This window comes from Aeromonas simiae (assembly GCF_000820125.1).
Taxonomy (GTDB): Bacteria; Pseudomonadota; Gammaproteobacteria; order Enterobacterales; family Aeromonadaceae; genus Aeromonas; species Aeromonas simiae.
Window position 1 is genome coordinate 1 of sequence record NZ_CDBY01000047.1, and the last position, 19,021, is coordinate 19,021.

At 58.5% G+C, this 19,021-nt stretch carries 9 protein-coding genes, 1 tRNA gene and 1 pseudogene; 2 read left to right on the forward strand and 9 right to left on the reverse strand.

Annotated elements, in window-relative coordinates:
• Positions 1-235 precede the first annotated feature (235 nt).
• A complete protein-coding gene (locus tag BN1134_RS08305) occupies positions 236-1,072 on the reverse strand; it encodes a DMT family transporter (protein WP_042046538.1) in 837 nt (278 codons plus the stop codon).
• A 91-nt stretch (positions 1,073-1,163) separates the two neighbouring features.
• Here BN1134_RS08305 and BN1134_RS08310 point away from each other — a divergent pair, with 91 nt between their 5' ends.
• On the forward strand, positions 1,164-1,664 hold the full coding sequence (locus BN1134_RS08310) for a MarR family winged helix-turn-helix transcriptional regulator (RefSeq protein WP_042046539.1): 501 nt from the start codon (positions 1,164-1,166) through the stop codon (positions 1,662-1,664).
• On the opposite strand, the gene BN1134_RS08315 is transcribed toward BN1134_RS08310, so the two are convergent.
• Both BN1134_RS08315 and BN1134_RS08320 read right to left on the reverse strand, forming a co-directional pair.
• Positions 1,665-4,853, reverse strand: coding sequence for an ATP-binding protein (locus tag BN1134_RS08315; protein ID WP_042046541.1), 3,189 nt, complete (start codon positions 4,851-4,853; stop codon positions 1,665-1,667).
• Positions 4,854-5,015: 162 nt separating this feature from the next.
• Positions 5,016-7,067 carry a TonB-dependent siderophore receptor gene (locus BN1134_RS08320; RefSeq protein ID WP_042046542.1) on the reverse strand — a complete coding sequence of 684 codons (2,052 nt, stop codon included), beginning with the start codon at positions 7,065-7,067 and terminating at the stop codon, positions 5,016-5,018.
• A gap of 396 nt (positions 7,068-7,463) precedes the next feature.
• Here BN1134_RS08320 and BN1134_RS08325 point away from each other — a divergent pair.
• A tRNA-Ser gene (locus BN1134_RS08325) sits at positions 7,464-7,553 on the forward strand.
• Positions 7,554-7,969: 416 nt separating this feature from the next.
• Here BN1134_RS08325 and BN1134_RS08330 read toward each other — a convergent pair.
• The 6 genes and pseudogenes from BN1134_RS08330 to BN1134_RS08355 form a co-directional block, all read right to left on the reverse strand.
• Positions 7,970-8,245, reverse strand: a pseudogene (locus BN1134_RS08330) (DDE-type integrase/transposase/recombinase); the annotation flags it as partial.
• 229 nt (positions 8,246-8,474) lie between these two features.
• Positions 8,475-10,283 carry a hypothetical protein gene (locus BN1134_RS08335; RefSeq protein WP_198133158.1) on the reverse strand — a complete coding sequence of 603 codons (1,809 nt, stop codon included), beginning with the start codon at positions 10,281-10,283 and terminating at the stop codon, positions 8,475-8,477.
• Positions 10,283-12,739, reverse strand: a complete 2,457-nt coding sequence (locus BN1134_RS08340) for an AAA family ATPase (RefSeq protein WP_042046546.1) — start codon at positions 12,737-12,739, stop codon at positions 10,283-10,285. The genes BN1134_RS08335 and BN1134_RS08340 overlap by 1 nt, the downstream gene beginning before the upstream one ends.
• The gene (locus tag BN1134_RS08345) at positions 12,739-14,229 is read right to left on the reverse strand and encodes a hypothetical protein (RefSeq protein ID WP_042046547.1); all 1,491 of its coding nucleotides are present in this window, start codon (positions 14,227-14,229) and stop codon (positions 12,739-12,741) included. Before BN1134_RS08345 ends, BN1134_RS08340 begins: the two co-directional genes overlap by 1 nt.
• Entirely contained in the window at positions 14,213-17,611 is a 3,399-nt protein-coding gene (locus BN1134_RS08350) for a DEAD/DEAH box helicase (RefSeq protein WP_042046548.1), read from the reverse strand. The genes BN1134_RS08345 and BN1134_RS08350 overlap by 17 nt, the downstream gene beginning before the upstream one ends.
• A gap of 6 nt (positions 17,612-17,617) precedes the next feature.
• Entirely contained in the window at positions 17,618-19,021 is a 1,404-nt protein-coding gene (locus BN1134_RS08355; protein WP_042046549.1) for a protein kinase domain-containing protein, read from the reverse strand.

Sequence of the window (19,021 nt, forward strand, 5' to 3'; positions counted from 1 at the left end):
ACTCTGACCGGGGAGGGCCAGAGGGCGGCAGGGCTTACGGTTGGGTGGCGATATAAAGTGGCGGTGTAAAAGCAGACCGAGGGCGCCTTAAGGGGCGCCCATCTTTGATGGCATGGCGTCTGATGGCGCCCTCACTGGCCGGGAAGATTGCGCCCTCACTGGGCGGAAGAAGCCCCGGGCCTAGCAAACGGCCTTATCGCAATGGAGCTGTGCGCTCGCTTGGAGGGATAAGTCCTTAGGCGGCGCGCCGTTTAAGCGGCAGTTTCATCAGCAGCAGCGAGAGCAGGATCAGCGCGATGCCGCCCCATTGCAGGGGGCCGAGGGTTTCGCCCACCAGCAGCACGCCGAGGCTCACCGCCACCACGGGGTTGGTCAGGGCCAACATGCTCATCACCTGGGCGCCGAGGCGGCGCAGCCCCCACAGCCAAGCCCAGTAGGCGAGCGCCGTGTTGACCAGCACCAGATAGCTAAGCCCCGGCAGGGCGTGGGCGCTTGGCAGCGGCATGGGGCCGGCCAGGGTCCAGGCGATGGGGATGAGCATCAGCCCCCCCAGCAGCAGCTGCCAGCCGGTGAGGGTGAGCAAGTCACCGAGTGGCCAGCGCTGCATCCAGCGCGCCGAAATGCCGATCAGCAGGGCGGCGGCGAGGGCGCAGGCCACGCCGATCGGGTCCAATCTGGCCGAGGGGTTGAGCAGCAGCAAGACGCCGGCGAGCCCGAGCAGTGCCAGCAGCACCCAGCGCAGGGATGGGCGACTGCCGTCGAGTAGCCAGGCGAGCAGCAGCAAGATCAGCGGCAGGGTGGCGCCAAGGGTGCCCGCCACCGCCCCTGGCAGGCGATAGGCGCCGAGAAACAGCAGGGCGAAGAAGGCGGCGATGTTGCAAAAGGCCAGCAGCAAGAGCCTGCCCCAGCCGAGTTCGGGCAGGCGCGGGCGCAGCAGTAGCAGTAACAGCCCCGCCGGCAGGGCGCGCCAGCAGGCGACCCAGTACGGCGAGAGCCCGTCTAGGCTCAGGCTCACCAGGGCATAGGTGCTGCCCCAGGTGAGCGGTGCGATGAGGGCGATGAGGTAGGCCACAGGTTGCTTTCCTTTAAGTATCTTGATGTGAAGCTAATCTAGAGGGGAGTTGCTTTATCATCAAGTATCTTTTCATAAAGACAAATTCATCATGAACCACGAACAATCCGATGAGCGGGATCATGTTGACGCCCTGCTGGCCCAGTGGGCCCGCGAGCGGCCGGATCTCGACTGCTGGCCCATGGCCATCTTTGGCCGGGTGGCGCGCATGGCGGCCCTGGCCGGACGCGATATTGACGAGGGGATCAAGGAGCAGGGGCTGGCCAGCGGCGAGTTTGACGTGCTCGCCACCTTGCGCCGGGCCGGCGAGCCGCTGACGCCCACGGCGCTTTACCAGAGCACCATGCTCACCTCGGGCGCCATGACGGCGCGCCTCGACAAGCTCGAGCGCCAGGGGTGGATCGCCCGCCAGCCCTCTCCTTGCGATCGGCGCAGCCTGCTGGTGGCGCTCACCGACGAGGGGCGCGCGGTGATCGACAAGGCGGTGGCGGCCCATGTGCACAACGAGTGGCGCCTGCTCGACCCCCTGAGCGAGGCCGAGCAGCGCCAGCTGGCCGACTTGCTGCGGCGCTGGCTGCGGGCCTACGAGTAGTCAGCCGAACTGGCGTTCGAGCTGGGCCTTCAGGCGGGCGAGCGAGATGGGCTTGAACAGGCACTCGTCCATGCCGGCTTCCAGGCAGCGCTCGCGCTCCTCGGCCATGGCGTGGGCGGTATAACCCCAGATGGGCGTGGTGACGCCGCGGCTTCGCAGCTCGCGGGTGAGGGCAAAGCCGTCCATCTCCGGCATCTGGCAGTCGGTGACGATCAGCTGTACGGGCTCGCGTGCCAGCTTCTGTAGCGCCTCGGCGGCGCTGGTGCAGAGAATGGCCTCGTGCCCCAGATGCTTGAGCTGCTGGCGCAGCAAGATGAGGTTTGGGGTGTGATCGTCCACCACCAGCAGCCGCAGCCCTTGTACGGCGCCCGTCTGTGAGGGGCGTGGCGGCTGCGCCGGGCCATCGGCCATCGGCAGCGGCAGGGTGAGGCTGGCACGGGTGCCCACGCCGGGCGTGCTCTCTAGCTGCAACTCCCCGCCCATCAGCTCGCACAGTTGGCGGGCGATGTTAAGACCAAGCCCGGTTCCCGGAACATGGCGCGCGGCGCCGCCCCGGTAGAAGGGGGTGGAAAGGTGCGCCAGATGCTCGGGGGCGATGCCGCTGCCGCTGTCGCTGACGCAGAGGGCGAGACGGGTCGGGTCGCCGGGGTTCAGGGTCAGCGTTACCTCGACGCCCCCCGCCTTGGTGAACTTGATGGCGTTGCTGAGCAGGTTGGTAACAATCTGGCGCAGCCGTTGCCCGTCGGCCATGACCCAGAGCGGTGGCTCAGGGGCGGTGGCGTTTAAAGCGAGGCTGATGCCCTTGCGGCTGGCCTCGGTCTGGAACAGGGTAACCAGAGAGCCAATCAGGGCTACCGGGTCACAGCGGGTCGGGTGCAGCGCAATCTGTCCCGCCTCTATGGTCGAGATGTCGAGGATATCCCCGAGCAGGGCTTGCAGGCTGTGGGCGGCGTCAGAGGCCAGGTTCAGATAATCGCGATCGGCCTTTCCCCCATCGTGCATGGCCAGCTCAAGCACCCCGAGCAGGGCGTTCATGGGGGTGCGGATCTCGTGGCTCATGGTGGCGAGGAAGTGGCTCTTGGCCTGGTTGGCCGCATCGGCCTGCTGCTTGGCGGCGATGAGCTCGGTCTCAAGGCGCTTGCGCTCGCTGATGTCAATCCAGCCGTTGATGACCCCACTTAAGCGCTTGTCGTGATCAAAATAGGGCACGGTCCAGTGATAGACCTGTTGCTCTCTGCCGTTAGGGCCCCGGAACAGCCGATCGCGGAAGATGCCGCGGCGGCGTTGCAGCACGGCGGCAAAGTCGGCTTCCAGCTCGTTGACCGTCTGCTCGTCGAGGGTATTGCCGAGGGTGGCGGCAAACTCGCGGCCGGTGATCTGCGAGCGCTCCTTACCCATGAAATCGAGATAGTGCTGGTTGCAGCGCAGCACATGGCCGGCCTTGTCCCGCAACATGATGGGGTGGGGGAGTGATTCTATCAGCGCCTCGATGAAGCGCAGGTGCTCCTTGAGCTGGTTTTGCTGGTGCTGCTGGCTCTGGGCCAGCCGGCGCAGCAGGCGGTTGCGATAGAGCAGCAACAAGATGGCGGCTGCCAGCAGCAGCAGCAGCAGAGTCAGCGCCTGCTGATGGCGCTCCAGCAAACTCGGTTGCGGGATCTTCTGGCGTTGCCAGTTATGGTTGAGCAGCGCTAGCTCGTTGGGCGGCATGGCGCGCAGGGTCTTGTTGATGATCTGCAACAGGCGCTGCCGGCTTGGCTGCACCGCCATGCCCATGTTGAGGGGCTCGTCACTGGCCCTGGCCTGGATCTGCAACGGCAGTTTGCTCCCTTCCCCCAACCCGTGGCGGGCGAAATAGAGGGGCACGATGGCGTGCTCCACCTCGCCGGACGCCACCCAGGCCATGGCCTGCTGCGGCGTGTCGGCATAGTGCAGCTCGCTGCCGGTCAGCCGGTTGCGCAGCGGGTTATAGCGGCTCAGCGCCACCCGTTCGCCGGCCAGCTCGCTGAGCTGACGAGCCGGTCGCTCCGGCTTGCCGACGATCACATAGATGTCGCTCGACGAGTAGGGCATGGAGGGGAGCAGGTTGAACTCTTGCGCCACCTCGCGGGAGATGGCACCGATCAGATCCACCTTGCCGCTCTCCATGGCGCGCACCAGTTTGGCCTCGGTGTCATAGCGCACGAATTCAAAGCGCAAGCCGCTGCGCCGGCTGATGTGCTCAAGCAGATCGATGGTCATGCCGATGCGCTCGCCATCCTGATCGCGCAGCCCATAGGGGTAGAGATCCTCCATCAACCAGACCTTGATGGGGGGGGCCTGGGCCAGCCAGGCTCGCTCGTCGGCGCTGTAGATCTGCGCCTCATCGCTGTGGCCGTGAGGTTGGGGGCCGCTCCAGTTGTTGAAGATGAGGTGGCGGGTCTGCTCGTCCACCTGCTCCAGCGCTTGATTGAGCAGGTCGGTCAGCTCGTGATCTCCGGCGCGGGTGACGAAACGAAAGCCACTGCTGGTGAGGCCGGGATAGGCATCGCCCAGTGTCTGCAATTTGTCGAAGCGGGCGCTGCCGAGGTAGTAGGCCGAGTGGAGATCGCACAGCAGCAGATCGCTCTGGCCGAAATAGAGGGAATCGAGCGCCTGCTGGTTGTCGGGGTAGAAGAGCAGCGTCCAGTTCGGGTAGGCGCGGGTGAAGCGCTCGACGTCGACTTGCCCTTGCACGGCGGCCACCTTCTGGGGCTTGCCGAGCGGAAGTGGGGCCCCTGGCTGGCTGGCGAAGAAGCTGGCGTTGTTGCTGAAGTAGCGGGTGCTCAGGCGCAGTCCCTGGCGGGCCTCGCCGCGCAGCAGCCGGTTGCCAAGGTGATAGATGTCGATATCACCCCGGTGCAGCGCCGCAAGTGCCGCCTCCTGGCTGGCATAGGAGCGCAGCGTCAGCGTGCGGTGCAGCGCCCCTTCGAGCAGGCCGAGGTAGTCGGCGGTGATCCCCTCAAGGCGGCGATCCGGCGTCATGATGCTAAAGGGGCGGTAGGGGTTTTCAAGCAGGCCGACCCGCAGCGTGCCATTGCGCTCGAGCCAGTGACGGGCAGACGGCGTCTCCCCATGTAGTTTGGGGATGACGTAGTCGCGGTTATCGAGGGTCAGGGCTAAGGCCGGCAGGGTTGTGAGCAGCAGGAGCAGTGGCAGCAGGGATCGCAACATAGGGGGTCATCGAAATGGTGATGTGGTTATTCTATCCCAGCTTGGCGGTTAAACTGCGTGATCACATCAAAGTTGGCCTGCATTGGGTAGGAAAATTCCGACAAAGTGGCATGAAAGGGCGGGGATCCCGCCCTTGCTTGAGGTGAGCTGGTGGGGCTTGGCTCAGAACTGGCGGGTGACCCCCAGATAGACCCGGCGCCCCTCGCCTGGGAAGTGGCCGGTGCGGTCGATAAAGCCGCTCACCGCGTACTCCTTGTCAAACAGGTTCTTCACGTTGAGCTGCACCTCCCATGCCTGCCATTTGGTCTGCCAGGCGGCGTCGAAGACGCTGTAGGGTTTGACCTTCTGGCCGCTCTGGTTGAGCTGATCGCTCACGTAATCCATGCCAAACGAGACGGCAGAGTCGATCAGCGGCAGATCATAGCGGGTCCATGCCCCGAACTGCTGGTGCGGGGCATTGGCAAAGCGCTGGCCGACCGCGCCACTCATCCCCTCATAGGCCTGCTTGATGCGGGTGTCGTTGTAGGCATAGGAGAGGTTCATCACCCAGTACTCGGCGATGTCCCCCATCAGGTCTACCTCGACCCCTTTGCTCAGCACCTTGCCATAGGCCACCATGCGGTCGGTGTCGTTGGGGTCGGTTTGCAGCACGTTCTGTTTGACGATGCGGTAGGTGGCCAGGTTGAGGTTGATGGCATCATCAAACCAGTAGCTGCGCACGCCCCCTTCCCACAGGTTGCTCTTTTGCGGATCGAAAGGGCCCCCCTTGCTGCTGGCCTGGCTGCCGGCATCCTGCGGCACATAACCGGTCGACCAGAGGGTGTAGGGGCGCAGCTGCTGGCTCAGCTCGTAGGTGGTGCCAAGGCGATAACTCGGGGCGCTGCCACTGTCGCTGTCGCGGCGCAGGCTCACCCTGTCATCGATGCGATCTCGGTAGCCGTCGAGGCGCACACCCCCCAGCACATCCCAGCGCGAGGTGAGTGCCCACTGATCCTGCACAAACAGGCCGTAGCGCTCCGAGGTGGTGTCGCTGGACTTGGCGAGCGACTGCTTATAGCTGGCGCTGCTGCTGCCGTATTGAGGGTCGGTCAGGCTCAGCCCTCCTACCCCGTCTTTCTTGCGTGCCCGGTAGTAGAGGTAGTCTTGGTGATAGCGGTAGTAGTCGGCCCCGGTCAGCAGGGTGTGAGCGCCAAGCCGGGCGGTGAGGTGACCGGCCAGGGTCAGGCCGTCGTGCTGGTAGCGCTGGTTGCGAAACTCCCTGTCGACCCAGTCGTTGATCTCGTCGTCGTTGCTGTCTTTGAGCGCCGAGGGCTCGTGATAGGCCTGACGCTCCTCGTTGCGATAGTAACGCCCGGCCAGCTCGCCGCTCAGGGTATCGCTGAACTCATGGCCGAGGCGCAGCTGGTAGACGTTGGCCGCGAGACGTTGGTGATCGCTCGCTTCGTTGGCATTCCAGTCGATATTGGCCAGGAAGTTGCCATCGTCATCGGTCGGCACCCCGCGCAGCCGCGCCCCGCCGAGCATCTGGTCGATGTGGGTGTACTGGGCGGTGAGGCGGGTGGCGTCGCTCATCTGCCAGCCGTAGCCGAGATCGATGATGCGGTTGCGGGTGTCGCTGTTCCAGCGTGATGGGTTCTCGTGATCCTGATAGAAACCGAGGCGATAGCTGTGCTCACCGGCTTCATCGAGGGGGCCGGTCATGTCGAGCTGGGTGCCGAGAAAGTCCTGGTTACCGCCAGTCACCTTGAGGCTGCGCTTGGCCTTGGCCGAGGGCTGCTTGGTCACGTAGTTGATGAGGCCGCCCGGCTCGCCGCTGCCAAACAGGGCGCCGGCTGGCCCCTTGAGCACTTGCACCTGCGCTATGTTGGCCAGCTGGGGGATGGCAAAACCGGCAAAGGGATCGCCGCGCAGCCCGTCGTAGCGGATCTCCTCCTGGCGAAAGCCGCGAAAGGTGACCCCTGAGTAGGAGTACTGGCTCACCCCGCTGATGGAGCGGTAGAGATCGGTCACCTGGCGGGCGGCCTGATCCTCGATCAGGGTCTGGTTGAGGATCTGTACCGACTGAGGGGTGCGGGCCAGCTCGGTATCAGTGCCGGTGGCCAGGTTGCTCTCGTCGACCCGGTAATGGGTGCGGGCCCGGCCGAGCACGGTGAGGGTCTCATCGGCCACAGGGGATGCGGTGGTGCTGGCTGCCGAAGGGGCCTCATTAGCCATACCAAGCAGAGGTGTTGTGCCAACGACTGCAATGCAAAATATTGATTTTATTCTCATTTGTTGTTATCTGCGCTGAATGGGAGGGCAGATCCTAGATGAAAGCCATTCTCATCTCAATCGTTTAAATGATTTAAATTCTCATTTATGTCTGGCGGTATCACTCTTGTAGTGACTGGTGACTGGTGACTGGTGACTGGTGACTGGGGGATGAGGCGCCGCTGTGCGAAAGGGGCTGGCACGGCTCCCTGTGCGCGGTTGATGGCGATGCGCTGGCGCGCTTGCTCCTCCGGTGGGGCAGCCTGCGGGATTGCGGTGATGAAAAAGCAGCCACTTGCTTGATCCTACAGGAAAAGTTGTTTGCTTTTTGGGAGCGGCTTGGGTAAAACATAGCGCCACGGAGAGATGCCGGAGTGGCCGAACGGGATTGACTCGAAATCAATTGTGGTAGCAATACCACCCAGGGTTCGAATCCCTGTCTCTCCGCCATTTATTAAGCCCAACCTATTGATTAGGTTGGGTTTTTTGTTTTTATGTGTTTTTCAGTATGCCATTGGGTATGCCATTACATGTTGGCTGAGGTTACACAAGTCTGGCTTTCTTTGGACAGGAGCAAGGGCAAGTCCACTACACTACATGCGCTATGAAAACGAACAGGGCAATGTATTGACGCAATGGCTGTACAACAACTCAGATCACCGCTGGCTAACCCAGCTAGACACCCTGCTAGCTACCAGTTACCACATTCCGTTGCACGACTACACCCCGGACACACTAGCAGCCTGAACACAGCTAGCCAATCTTGTTGCCACCACCACATTTGCCAACCCATTAACCAAACACATCGCCTTCCCTGCCGCGTCCAACACGGTGGGGTGATGGCGTATGGAGCACCATCATGCTGCAACCCGTCTGGTGTGGAGGTCGAGCACCGCAGCCAGGTAATGCCAGCGGCCACCTGCCCATACTACGTAAGTGATGTCGCCGCACCACACCTGATTGGGCTGCGGGGCCGCAAATTCACGCGCCAGCAGATGCGGGATGTCTGGTCGTTCAGCCCGGGCGACCTTGTAGGCATGAGAGCCGGGTTGCTTGGACTCCAGTCCCGCTTCCTTCATCAGGCGACGCACTTTGAATCGGCCAACCAGATGCCCCAGCGTCCGCATCATCGACGTCAAGGCACTTTCAAGTGCGAAAAATTGATATAGGAGCCGGTCAGCGAATTCCATTAGGGATAGAGGCAGTAGCCTCGATCAAAATCCGGATCTATGGCTGCAATCTCTACCTGATTCACCGTCATTGATTGAAGGCTTGGCAAACCGGGGTGGCCAACTATGGACGCTGAAATCCCCGGAAACTTGGTCATTTTTGCGCGCTGATCAACTGCTCTGGGTGTTCAACACCTCAGAACTAAATCTGCATAGAAAAAGCTCTGCGCCCCAAGGTTCGAAAGTCCATGCGCCCTGAAACAATCTGATCAAATACTAATAGATCATTTTGCTGTCGCAGATAGCGTACAGTACCACATCCTTCGCAGTTCGCCCTGAAGCCAGCAGGATCCTGATAAAACAGATCTGCCCTTGTCCTACAGACCGGGCATGTTTCCAAGGCGAGCAGCCCATGATTGAGCCGCTCCAGAGCGACTCCCTGATGAGTTGCGTTTACCGCAATCAAGGCATTTTTCAACATATCAACGGCCTCGTCGGACACGACCTCTCGTACTTCCAGTGCGTGCGCCCGATGGTCAACATGTAAACCGGGAATCCCATCAGCCAATGCCAGCACCGTTGCTGGAATTTTGTTGAGAGGTTTCCCATAAGCCTGCAGCACCTTACGGTAAAGAACTTGATCAATGAGCAGGCCAAAGCGCTCCACGCAGTACATGTCAGAAGGGGATAGTGTAATCCACTGCACCTGATGTGCAGCCTGATGAGACTCCTGGCCAATATTTGGCCAAGCAATGAATCTATCCACAGGGAGTTGCTGAAGCTCCTCTGATACAGGTGTACTGCTCAACCAAGGCACCACCGTGAGCAAGGTTTCGTCAGCATAGTGCTCACCTGAAGCAATGCTCACCAGCCGCCACTCAAGCCCACTTTGCTGGAGCTGTATGGTTCTACCCGCCCATATACCCTCGTCATTCCCATGCAGATACGGGTGCAACGCATGACGCAGTACCAGGCCTGCATAACGCGAATAGGCATGTGCCAGGTACTGGTTCTGCCGGAACCGCTCTTCGGGTGTTGTTCGAGTACTGAGCGTCGTCTTGTCCAGAAGATCCCAAAGAATCGCTAAATGCCGATAATGAGGGTCATGGCTAAGAACGTTGGTCAGATGCAACGAGCCCGTGACCTGTGCTTGCCGGCTGACTAGCAGGTATAGGCCGCTTTGCTGCAACCCCGAAATGGTTCGGTGCAGGCGCTGAAGAGTCCCTAGTGTTTTGCCAAGAAGCTCAGAAGTCCTGCTGGTCGTAGCTTGGTCAAATGCCATCCCCCAGAGCCGGCAAACCTCGTGGGAAAGACGGTAGTCAATCTCTTCTGATCGATAAAACTCCAGCGCCTGACTCAGGGTTGCCTGCAGGTTCTTCAGCGCTAACAGGCGGCTCCACAAGTGACGCTCGATTTTGTCCAGTAGCCTGGCAAAAACACGGTTCTCATAGATCCCATAGTCATCTTCGCTAAATCGAGCAAGCACTTTTTTGGGAATCACACCGCTCAGCGTCTGCCGCTGCCAGCACTCTGAATGCGATGCCAGATGCACCAGAGCCCCTTTTGCCAGTCGCCGTGCACGCGCGACATCAGCTACCTCATCCTGATAGTGCAAATCCAGACGTGGTCGTTGTGATATCTGATGTAAATGCCCTTGTTGCACCACGTCAAGCAAGCACTCCTCAAAGGAAAGTAGGTGACTTTGGGTGTCAATGATCGCTGCAGGCATCAACGGCGACATCAACTCGGTTCGACGTATATCAGCGTCAATGGTCTCTATTGCTTTGCACAGCTGATCCAATTGGACGGCCTGAGCTTGCTGCGGCATAACAAAAGAGCACACCTCACCTCCCAATTGGCACCGCTCGCCTCCATCGCTCACCAGAACACCAGAAAAAGCAGGTGTGTGCCCATTGAAGGTATGGCTACTGGCTGCAAGTTGATAGCGCCCCTGCTCGATTACAGGTGGTAACTGACGACATTGCTCCCCTGTGAGTCGGTCAAGCCACATCAGTTACGACCTTCCAGGCGTCGAATATCTGCATCCAGCATCTCGAGGGATTTTACCGGTTCCCCATCAAGATCAGCCTTGATCCACAAAGTCTCCAAGGCGTCTTTCAAGCTTCTGACTGCATCAACACCAACGTTGTAGCGACCAGTGACCTTGCCCGAACGCATGACTCGAGTAGACAGCAAGTGATCCAGTGCATCGCCTGAAGAGGCACCGCTTGCCAGCATCACCGGGATGAAATCCATCGCCTGCTTTTCGAAGCGATTGCCCCACCCAAGCGCAAATTGGCTACCCAACTGCTCAGTGAAGCCGTCCCCGGTCAAGCGCTGTAGCAATTCAATAACTTCCCCCTTTCGCTCTGTGCGGGCGCGGACAAATGCCTTGCGAAGGGAGGAATAGGAATAGCTCGCAGACTCCAGTTTCTTGATATTGAAACGATGATCCTGCTTGGGCAGCGTCATCACATGAGCACGGTCATAGGTTTTATCAGCCAGCTCATTGGTGGTTTCATCGTGGTTGGCCGTACCAATAAACCAGACATTACCTGGAACCAGAATCTTGCGCCCCTCATGCAGCATGGCTGGTGCATTTGGTAAGGCCGTCTCGGACAGACTGATCAAGCGCTCATCCCGATTGTTCTTCTCCAGCGCCGAGAGGAACTCGGCAAAGTATTGTTCGGGGCGCGAAAGGTTCATTTCATCCAGCAGGATGACGTTGCAGGTGTCCTGCCACCGAGGTGTCTGTGCCTTGTACAGGGCCTGCAGGCAGTCCTTCTCGTAGAAACGCCGCTCGAACGCGTTGTAATGCCCCAGCAGATCATCGCGATCACGCCAACCGGCTTGCACGGCGATGTCTGTACAGAAGCCCCCCATAGCCTTGGCAAAAGCCTTGGCCAGGCTGGTTTTGCCAGTCCCGCTGATGCCCTGGAAGACATGCAATTGGCTCATGGCCAAGCCGCCAAGCAGCACGCGAATATCTTCGAGTGGGTAGAACAGCTCTACATGCTTTTCAGCCTTGGCGATCCGGTGCTGCAGTTCCACAGCAAACAACTTGAGATCGGGGACTTCTTCCAATTCCATGCTGGCTCGGTACTCACGATCGGAGTCCATAAGCGACATGGCTGGGAAAGGTGTCTGGGTTTTCTGTGCGTTGGTAAGCTGCTCAATACGGCTTTCAAGATCATCAATATGCACGGCCAGCGTATTTTTGTGCTGCTCCAGCACACGCTTCTCCCGCGCCACAGCCTCTAGCTCAGTTGATGCGACGCGCTTGATGCTCAGCTCGCGCCGTAGCTCATCCAGCTCGGGCCTCAGCATCGAAATATCACGCTCAAGATCGGCCTTGCTACTGCGCAGGTATTCATTTTCCCGCTGCAGCTCAGCAGTGTCCGACTGCTCCAGACTACGTTTGAGGGATCTGTTTTCCTGTCGCAAGCTTTCAAGCTGCTCCAAAATCTCTCTGCCAGATTGCTCACCCAGTGCCTGCTTGAGCTCCTGAATGTCCGCCAGCTGCTCCCTCCATTCTTCGGATTTTCTCCAAGCGGTGTCACGTTGACGCTCCAACCTGGAAATTGCGTGCTCATGACTCGCACGCTCGGCTTCCATATCAGCAGCGATGCGCTGCTCAAGGGCATTCTCCGCAACCTTGATTTCATCCCACTCACGATCAAGCCTGCTACGCACACGATCAAGCTCCATCTTGCTCTGTTTTATTTCCTGCTCGCGCTGGTCCAACTGCCGGGTACGCTCAGCCTCCTCCTCAGTACAGTTGTACTTTACCGCGGCCAGGTGCCTAGCTGTGTGCGTGAGCTCGCTATCGAGCTGGCGTTTCTCTTCCTGCAACTGCTGTAGATGAGCTTCATGCTGCTGCGTCAGTTGGTGCTGACGATCCTCCAACTGGCGTAACGCTTGCTCGTTTTGCTCAACGAAACCTGCCTGCGCGTTTGCTTCGCGCAAGTTCAGGGAGCGCTCGCTATCAAGCAGCTCCGACTTCTTCTTGGAGAACAGCGATTGCTCACTCGCTAACTCAGCCTTGTCGTGCTGCAAAACAGCAGTTTCTTGCTCAAGGGTGTGCTGTGCTGTCGAAATTGCTTGCTCCCTTACTTCCACAGCTAAAGCGAGCCTATTAGCCTCATCCCAACGCTCGGCAGCTTCGTCGCGTAGACGTTCCTTGAACTGCACAAGCTCTTTGCTCACATCCGCAAACTGCTCAATCCACAGTGCAAGATCAGTGTCACCGTTGGACTGGAAACGCTCGAACACGCTGCGTAACCAATCAGGCTCGACATGGATATCAAGACTCATATTAAACGATTGGTAGACCTTGGATGCATTCTCAAATGAAGCAACCCAAGTAGGGACATGCTTCTCTAGCGAAGGACGTTGCGATCCTTTTGTGACAGATGCGGCCACTGGTATCTGGGGAGGACCAAATTTGTTTGAGAACTTCTTCGCCATTACATCCATTCCTTAAAACATGCGGTGAAGCTTAGGGCGTACTGGATACTGCCCAAGGCCATGCTACTAGTAAGTTGAGTTGAATCTCGTCCGGTAAAACGACTCTGGGCGTGACTGCTCTGGTTACGAAGGTCCGCGAGCTCCATGAGCTTGGCCAACTGCAGCTCCCGATCACCCAGTACCTTGAGCGGGTGTTGCTGAGCATTAAGAGTGCCCATGGATGCGGCAAACAGTAGTGCCTTAAGTGAGTCGCTAGGCCTGGAGCAGGCCCTGATAACTTGAGCGATCCTCTGCCTAGACAGCAGCCTGATAACTTCCTCAGTGAATGCAGGAATCTGCAACGCTGAGAGAATTCGCTGATTGAGCTTCGGATCGGGCCGTTGTTGTATTGGTAGCTGCCCAGCATCGGCTGGGTACTTGCGAATCAGCCATTGCATGACAACCTCAAGCAGTTTCTGGCACTCCATCATTGCCGCGTCCAGCTCTTGGTCGTGGCTGTCGCCCTGAAGAAGCTTCTCTCTACGGACCAGCAGTGCTGCCAAATGGCGTTTGATATCAGGCTGACGTTCCACCCAGGGGAACTCAATTAGCACCTGCAGTTCAGTCTGCTTCCGCAATGCCTCCAGCCACTGCTCGACACTCTGGTTGTCGGCACGCGGCACATTCACTAATGGTTCAAGACGAGCGAGCAGTTTAGCGTCACCCTCAATCACCTGAAGAAGTGTGTCCTGCAGCCACCAGGCATTCTCGCGCAGTTCAAATGGATCGTTGATTGACCACAGGCCACCACCATCGTCATCAGCAGTCACCCAGATAAGCGCCCGCGCAGATTGCGGTACATCATCTAGTCGCTGCACGCCCTGCAAACTGATTTGTTTCGGCAGTTGGTTGTCTTGGCCAAGCTGCTGGCTTGCGCGATAGTCTTCGCGATAATTCCGGTAGGCTAGCGTCAAGGACTCATGATCGAGTGCAGGTAGGTCAGCTCTCCCGCTCGCGATCATGTACGGTCTGATGTTATACCCGGTCTTTCTTTCATCCAGGAATTCTGGGTAGTGAGCCAGCGGATCCTTTGGCTCCAGTTGATTTAGTTGAGCAACAAGGCGCGGCCAAAACTGCCCCGTCAGCGCGTCCTGCAGCAAATAGCCGGTTTTCAGGTTGGCCTCGTCTGTCTCCTCGTCGTCTAGCAGGCGCTCACCCTTGTCCGTCAATGCTTGAGCATTCTCTACCAGCCAGCCATTACTCACGCCTTGAGCCAATATCAGCTTAATCAGGTTCTGGTGAAGTCCGGTCAGATCCGCGATTGCCTCGCCACGGACAGTGCGCGCACGAATCAATCCCAGTACCGCACGCTGAAACAGATTTAACTGTGACCTTTTGGCATCTGGATACAACACTCGGTACACCAGCACAGGCCAGAGCACCGGCTTTTTCTTGCCCCTCGGGGCGGCTCCGAACCTGAGGTATGTGCCAGTTTCAACGAAGGCTGCCATGTTCACCTCCACACATCTGGTAGAAGGCCGCCAATGCCGGTACCGCCTCCTCTGCCTCGGGACTGGTTGCCAGTGCCGAATCACCCACACAAATCAGCATTTGCCGCTGGCGACTCATGGCCACGTTCATTCGGTTCGGCAAACGCAGGAAGCCAAACTGGCGATTCAATTGCCTTTCACGATCAGCGACTACATCGCCGCTCGATTGCCCAGGCCTTGCCTGCTGATAGGTGCGTACGCACGAGAGCAAGACGATATCAAACTCCTTGCCTTGAAAGGCGTCGACTGAGCCTACACGCAATCGCTCTTCGAGGCTGACTGAGCCATCGCCTCGTACCTTTCTGGCCCATTTGAAATGCTCGTGTGGCTCATAGGTGCCGTTGCGTTGTTCCATCAACGCAACCCCTTCAATCTGCTGCCGAGAAAGTTTCTCCATGATCAGATCACGTTGCGCCGCATAGAAGGTGATGATGCCAATTGAAAGGCTGTCACCACCGGCCTGCATCAGCCTTACCACTTCTTCAGCAATGCGCTGAGCCTCAATATCCCTGATCCTGCTCGTTCCGATCCCAGGGCGATGGTCCTTGCCCTGGGAAGCGGGTACGTCGATCCATTGGCATACTCGGCCTCGGTAGTGGGGCTCAAGCTCCCCAAGAGCGTTCAGCAAATCATGGGAGAAGACAAAATCCTCTGCAGCCCTGCCGGAGCGTACCGTCCCTAGACCAACAGCCTCGTAGAATTGTTTACTTATGAACGCCCCCAGGGTCGGGTTCATTCGAAATTGAGTGTCCAGCATTACGACTCGGCGAATCGTGTCCTGCTTCTCCAGATCTTGCAGCTTTATGCGCATTCGCTCGAACAGGCTGGATCGAAATGCAGCCAATTGCAGCTCGGTCAGCTCGTGCTCCTCCTGCAATTGCCCTTCAATGTCAGGCTCGAGCATGTGCGGTAACTGCCTGTCATCGCCCACCAGAACGATGCGCCGCTTCGCCATGGACATCGGCACAAACAGATCCAGAGGGTTGGCACGGGCGGCCTCATCGATCACCACGGTGTCGAACTCAATATCGGTGCTATTCAACCCAGCCACTGACTTCAGACTCGCCATCTGCCGGCCTGCAGCTTGCTGACAGGTTGCGCCCACCACCATGGAGTACTCATTGACAACAGCCTGAGCAGCATTACGGTCCATCGCCAGGCTGTCGGCTAGCTGCTCTAGCACCCACGCTACACCCTGTTTGCGCTGGCGCAACTTGCGCTCTAGATGCCTGTCGACTTCATTAAGCAGAGTCTGACCCTCAGGGTCGGCTTGACGCTTCAACTCCGTAGGCCGGTAGTCGGGCAAATACAGTTTGAGTAGACGAGCCTGGCAGTCCGCAAGCGCATGTAGGTCAGATTCCGCCAGTTGCGAGCTATCCGCAGCGTTTTGCAGCAATGTCAGCAACTCGGCACTGCTGCCTTGGCTATGACGTTTCAACCAACTGAGCAAATTCCAGGCTCGATCTGGGCCATCATCTGCAAATGAAGAGGCCTCGACACGTAGTGCTCGAATGCGTCGCAAGGCTTGCTCATCCGGCCGGTTCTCGGCCAAGCTGGGCGCCTGCGTCTTTAGTTGCTCGATATAGTCTTCGAGCTGATGTTCCAGCTTGGGCGGCAATACCAGACCGCTCTGGTCCAAGCCTCGCAATCCGTCCAGAATGCGGTCGAATGCTTCCGCCTGTTGAACTGGCGATGCACCGACAACTCGGGCCATCGCCAACCTGGTCGATAGATCCCTGATGCACTCCAGTTCCGGGTACTTGCTGTACTCCGTAGAAATTTTTTCCTGCAAATGGGCCGCATGCCGCTCTAGCCAGGGATCGATCAGCGACGCCTCATCGTTCGCACCACGCTTACCGCCCACGCGCGCTCCAGGCAAACCGAACACATCGCTACGATCCAGAGCGTTGTCTACAGCATCGTGCTGAAAGCTGCTGATCAGGACCTGCGCGGAAATGTCCCGTTCTTCAGCCTCTTCAGCCAGGCGACGCTGCAACGCAGCGATTACCTGCGTTTTGCCCGTACCAGGTGGGCCAATGATGATGGCCAGGTCTGGAGTATTGAGCGCAGCATCCAGAGCCAGTGCCTGTTTCTCTGTAGGCTTTCCCCCCTTGAAGGTTTCCTGCGCATAGGGTGTAAGCCCTTTGATGGGGCGCCGCCGGGCTGCTGGCACCGCAATACCCTCCAAGAGCCACTTCAACTGCGGCAAGCGCTTGCCCGAGTCAATGGACTGCTTTGCCGCAAGGCGTCGCTTGCCTACGGATCGCTGGCCTGCCAGCGAGAGGTAGAGCCAACCTTCATCCTGTTTCGGGCGAACATCACGCCGGTTCGAGGCCGTCTTGAATACAACACAGTCAGGCTCAAAACGGATGGTGCCGCGCGGTGTACTCGCGGCTGTCTTTGCCTCGTCGGTGCTCAGCTCCTCCGCCCAGTCGGGACGCTCAGTACCCAGGTCAAACTGGGTGTCGCTTGGCAATTCGAGATTGCGCCAACGTTGACGAAACTCCCGGTAGTCGTCCTGTGACTTCGGAGTCAGACGCCAGAGGTTTTCACGTCCATCTTCGCCGCCTTCACATTGCACAAAGCGCAGTGAACGCAGGCTCTCGGCTTGCTGCAATGCACTCTGCCATTCCTTATCGTTGTAGAGATTCCATAATTCCAAATAACTGGCATTGTCTCGCAGCGCAGTATCCAGTATCGCCTGTTGACTGCCGCTGTTGAGAACCGCGACAACAGAGGCATCACGGAACTCAAACTGGCCGATCAGCAAAGAAAACGCGCTGTCACGGCGCAAGTGGCGGGTAAGGCGCTTGATCAGCAGTCCACGGTCCTGCCGTTGCTCCACATCGGCGCGCCAACCATTGCCCAGCAATTGGAAGCCTCCCTTGGAGGCACTGTTGCTAAAGCGTGCGACGGTGAGCCAGTCACCCTCGGCCTGCCCACGTACCAGGAACTGCTCCGCGAACCATCGGCAGGCAAGGTCGATGCTCTTATCGGCAATTTCCTGTTTACCGTAGAGATCATCGGTAATCAGTTCGTCGACCCCAAGTTCAAGCTGCATGGTGGACACTTCGACTGGTGCGCAGTACTGCACCAGTAGCTGGCAGCTCTGTTTGCTGGTCAGCAGCCAGCGGCTCTGATCGCGTATTACCAGGCGGCTAAAGAGACCATGATCAGTCGGAGCGCAGTTCACCCTGACACGTAAGTCACCCTGTATCGCCAGCCACTCATCCTGATAGCTCTGGAGAAAAATCACCTGACCAGCCTGAAAACCGTCGATTTGCTCATCTGTAAAGAGCGCCAGCACATCCTCGGACAGCAGGGGAAAGTCTTTAAATTCCATATGTAATCACCACCGGAACTGCCAAATGACATGGGACTCTGCCAGCTCACCCACATGTAGCCGATAGGGCTCCTCGTGCTGTCCGCGCAGACTTTCCTTGAGTCCCTGGTAACGCTCCAGTGGCTTCTTCACTGAGCCCCGCTGCAGATGCAACTTGCTCTGCGACAGCGGGTAGATGACGAGTCCCTGATCTGAGTACTCGATGCGGAGATGGTCCGCAGGCCAGCGGTCATAGCTGAAGGTGGGCATCAAACGCTTGAGCTCCAGATCTCCCCCCGGTTGCAACCATACCTTACGGCCGGTGGCAATCATGTTGCCAGGCTCCTCAGACGAACCCTCCGCTTCGTCCGGCAGAGTGATAAACTCCTCGAACAACACCAGCCGGCTATCGGCAGGTTCGTCGCAGAAAAAGCATGACGCCTCATTGAGTGAATCAAGCTCAGCAGGCAGCAAGGTAGTGCCGCCGCAACCGTCGCAGCAGTAAAGGTGCTCGTCAATTTCAGCCAAGGCTTCGAGCCACTCAGCCATGCTTGGGCGCTCGCAGGGGCTGCATAGCCCCTGCTCGAAACAACGGCAAAAAAGTGCAGGTAATTTGCTGTGCTCCACCAGTTGAATCGGCAGATTGGCAAAACACTGATTGGTATCATCCTGCGTGTCGTAGATCCAAGGGTGCTCACCACGCAGCGCAGCCTCCTCTTCATTTGGCTCACCGTTGCTTACCAACTCGCCCTTGAAGGGGTGGTTATGGGTCAGCAACTGATAGGCGATGACCGCAAAACTCCAACTGTCCGTCAGGCTGGACAGCAGCGCGTCACCGCGCACCACTTCTGGAGCACCATAGTCAGCCGTGTGCAAAGTCAAGCCGCTGTGCGTTTCCAGACTGATGTTGTCGCAGTCGATCAGCCAGGTTTCCGCATGGATGGGGTCATCTGATACGAAGATGTTGCTCGGGGATAGATCGCCGTAAAGCATGCCGCGCGCATGCAATTGATTCAGTGTTCTGGCCAGCTGGCTCAGAATACGGATACGCCGGCGCAGACCACCCTGCCGAAGATAATCGGCAGACGCCTCATTTTCTGCATTGATGAAACTGTCGAGCAGGCCTTGCAACGGAACCAGACCATCCATCAGTTCCATGACATAACCGAAGCGTGGCTCAGCCAGCAGTGCCAATGGCCTGGCCAGTTTCAGATCACTGAGATTCTGACGAATCAGCCAAGCGATATGCCGCTGCCAACGCAGGCGAGCGTGCTCATCCTTGTTGGTGAAGCCCTTGATCAAAGCCTGGGGATACTGGGTCCGGTATACGATCCCTTGGCCACCCCGGCTCAATTCCTGCCGCAGTTCATAAACCGAGCCTTTGGTGTCATACACTACACGTTTCTTCTGCGCTGTCGTAGTCGCGGTCAT

Excerpts from the sequence above, each read along its gene's own strand:
- BN1134_RS08310 (WP_042046539.1), top strand. The coding sequence starts at position 1,164 with ATGAACCACGAACAATCCGATGAGCGGGATCATGTTGACGCCCTGCTG.
- BN1134_RS08315 (WP_042046541.1), bottom strand. The coding sequence starts at position 4,853 with ATGTTGCGATCCCTGCTGCCACTGCTCCTGCTGCTCACAACCCTGCCG.
- BN1134_RS08320 (WP_042046542.1), bottom strand. The coding sequence starts at position 7,067 with ATGGCTAATGAGGCCCCTTCGGCAGCCAGCACCACCGCATCCCCTGTG.
- BN1134_RS08335 (WP_198133158.1), bottom strand. The coding sequence starts at position 10,283 with ATGTGGCTTGACCGACTCACAGGGGAGCAATGTCGTCAGTTACCACCT.
- BN1134_RS08340 (WP_042046546.1), bottom strand. The coding sequence starts at position 12,739 with ATGGCGAAGAAGTTCTCAAACAAATTTGGTCCTCCCCAGATACCAGTG.
- BN1134_RS08345 (WP_042046547.1), bottom strand. The coding sequence starts at position 14,229 with ATGGCAGCCTTCGTTGAAACTGGCACATACCTCAGGTTCGGAGCCGCC.
- BN1134_RS08350 (WP_042046548.1), bottom strand. The coding sequence starts at position 17,611 with ATGGAATTTAAAGACTTTCCCCTGCTGTCCGAGGATGTGCTGGCGCTC.
- BN1134_RS08355 (WP_042046549.1), bottom strand. The coding sequence starts at position 19,021 with ATGACCGCGACTACGACAGCGCAGAAGAAACGTGTAGTGTATGACACC.